This is a genomic window from Dehalococcoidia bacterium (assembly GCA_028711995.1).
Classification (GTDB): Bacteria; Chloroflexota; Dehalococcoidia; order SZUA-161; family SpSt-899; genus JAQTRE01.
The window spans coordinates 1-2595 of record JAQTRE010000238.1; the positions used below are offsets into that span (position 1 = coordinate 1).

At 50.9% G+C, this 2595-nt stretch carries 3 protein-coding genes; all 3 read right to left on the bottom strand.

The window, feature by feature from the left end; genetic code table 11:
- Nucleotides 1–54: 54 nt before the first annotated feature.
- From PHV74_16130 to PHV74_16140, 3 genes are read right to left on the bottom strand one after another with little or no spacing between them, the layout of a single operon-like run.
- A complete protein-coding gene (locus PHV74_16130) occupies nucleotides 55–261 on the bottom strand; it encodes a hypothetical protein (GenBank protein MDD5095880.1) in 207 nt (68 codons plus the stop codon).
- Nucleotides 261–914 carry a chemotaxis protein CheW gene (locus PHV74_16135; protein MDD5095881.1) on the bottom strand — a complete coding sequence of 218 codons (654 nt, stop codon included), beginning with the start codon at nucleotides 912–914 and terminating at the stop codon, nucleotides 261–263. The genes PHV74_16130 and PHV74_16135 overlap by 1 nt, the downstream gene beginning before the upstream one ends.
- A 36-nt stretch (nucleotides 915–950) precedes the next feature.
- Nucleotides 951–2561, bottom strand: coding sequence for a methyl-accepting chemotaxis protein (locus PHV74_16140; GenBank protein MDD5095882.1), 1611 nt, complete (start codon nucleotides 2559–2561; stop codon nucleotides 951–953).
- Nucleotides 2562–2595: the final 34 nt, after the last annotated feature.

A 2595-nucleotide genomic window follows, 5' to 3' on the forward strand; every position in this document is an offset into this window, starting at 1 on the left:
CCAGGCCATCTTGCTCCAGATGCTTGGATTACATCTGCCCCAGAGAATGAGGATTTACAAAAATGTAGTGTAGACTTTACGCTCGGGAGAACCACCTCCCAGATTCAAAACTGCGGAAGTTGGGTTAAGCTTTCTGTAAAGCTTTACTGCCTCCTTGCCATTCTGTGCCATGCCAATCACATTATGCCCGGCACTTTCCACGATGTACTTCAATGAACCCCTCATAAAAGCCGCGTCATCTACAATCATTATTTTTGCCATTAGCCGGCCCTCCCTTTTGTTGGTTTCCTTTTCAGATTTGTTGGCTGCCTGGTGTCCGGAGCTTTGCTTTCAGATGCGTTCGGAACTTTCTTAGGTTTTTTCGCCGGTTCTTCAACATCGGCCGAATTCGAGGTTTCTTCGCCTTCTTTGAGTATTTGATCGATTTTGCCCAGCTCGATCAACTCAGTGCCGCTCAACACCTTATCCACATCCAGCAGAATAACCACTCTGTCGTCCAGCATTCCCACACCTGTCATATAGTCTCTTGATACGGCTGTGGTGGTTGATTCAGGCAGCTTTTGCACCTTCTCGTTCGGAATCTTGATGACTTCCTCCACAGAGTCCACGATGATTCCGACGGGGAATGTGCCCAGTTCCACTACAATCACACGGGTATCCTCATCGTGTTCCCTGGATTGGAAGCCGAGCTTCTTACGAAAATTGACAACCGAAGCCAGCCTTCCGCGAAGGTTCATGATGCCCTCAATATAGGACGGGGCATTAGGAACTTCCGTTATGGGCAGTATTCTGTCTATCTCCTGAACCCTCACTGCCTGGATACCGAATTCCTGTGACTTGGCCTTGAAAACAAGGTGTTGGTCCAGCTCTAAATCTTCTTCTTCGATATCATCTTTTACGGCTTCGTCTATCATGGCTCGATCCCCCTTCGCAACGAAATCCCAAGATGTTCAAACCCTTGCCCGGACAGGCGTTTTCGCTGCCTTTTTGGGTACGCTCTTTGAGATGTTCTTTGCCTTCCCTGTAACTGACATAGGGGCCGATCTGGCTGGGCCGACCTCTTCTTCAATAGTGAAGCGCCCTACTGTTTGCTGGAACCTTTGAGACATATCCGCCAGTGTTGTCGATACAGTAGTGAGTTCCTGCATATTCGAAAGAAGGGTCTTGGTACTGTCTGCCAGTTGAGAGCCGCTGGTTGACGTGTCGGCAGCAATACCGCTTATCTTATCCAGGCTCTGCGAGATGGTATCGATGCTCCTCTTCTGCTCAGCAGCAGCCACTGCGATTTCCTGGGCTTCCTTGGCAATCTCTCCAACTGAGCGGTTGATATCTGAAAACGCTCCTGAAGTCTGCTCAATCGAACGCTGTCCCAATTCAACGTTCTCCGCCATCGTGTTAATCGTAGTGACCGTCTTTGCAGTCTCTTTCAGAATAGACTGAATCAAATCCGAAATGCTTTTGGCCTGGGTCTTGCTATCGGCAGATAGCGTCTTGACCTCCTCAGCCACAACCGCGAAGCCTTTTCCTTGCTTACCGGCGCGCACTGCTTCGATTGCCGCGTTAATGGCCAGGATATTGGTTTGGGTGGCGATATCTCGAATGATGTCGATTACCTCTTGAATCTGTTCACTGCTCTGGCTGAGCGAATTGATTCTCTCCACAGACTCTTTGGAGCCTTCGAGCATCAAGGTGGTGTTTTTGATGGTTTCATCCATACCCTCACTACCTGCAGCCGCAGCTTTGTTACCTGCTTCGGACATTTGCCTCATATTCTCAGCGCGAGTAGTCGTTATTGAGGCAGTTTCCCCAACCCCCTCGCTTTCTCTGGACGCTTCAGCTATTTGTTGTGCTTGTGTTTTGGCGCCCTCGGCAATTGCCTCCACCGACTTTGAGAATTGTGTAACTAAGGCATTCATCTCCTGACCGGCGCTCACCAGATTCTGTGAGATTTCTCCAACACTGGTCCCCGCCTCAGTCAACTCGGTTACAATGCCGCGCAGGCTCTCTATCGTTCCGTTAATGCCGTCAACCATAGAGGCAAATTCGCCAGAAGCTTCAGCCTCAACCGATCTCGTCAGATTTCCACTGCCTACCATGGTCATAACACTGTTGATATCCCCGATAACCGCGCCAAGATTATCCACCATGTTATTGATGGTATCCTTCAGTTCCAGAATCTCGCCCATTGCCTCAACCGTGATCTTACGCGAGAGGTCTCCCTGGGCCACGGCGGTGGTCACCTCGGCGATATTCCTCACCTGGCTGGTCAGATTGCCGGCCAGCATATTGACATTGTCGGTCAGTTCCTTCCAGGTGCCGCCTACCCCCTTGACCTCGGCCTGTGCTCCAAGCTTGCCTTCAGTGCCCACCTCTCTGGCCACCCGGGTTACTTCCGCGGCAAAGGCGCTCAGCTGGTCCACCATGGTGTTGATGGTGTTCTTTAACTGCAGAATCTCGCCCATTGCCTCGACGGTGATCTTTCGCGAGAGGTCTCCCTGGGCTACGGCGGTGGTTACCTCGGCGATATTCCTCATCTGATTTGTCAGGTTGGATGCCATCATATTGACCCTTTCGGTCAGTTAGATCGGAAGAGCA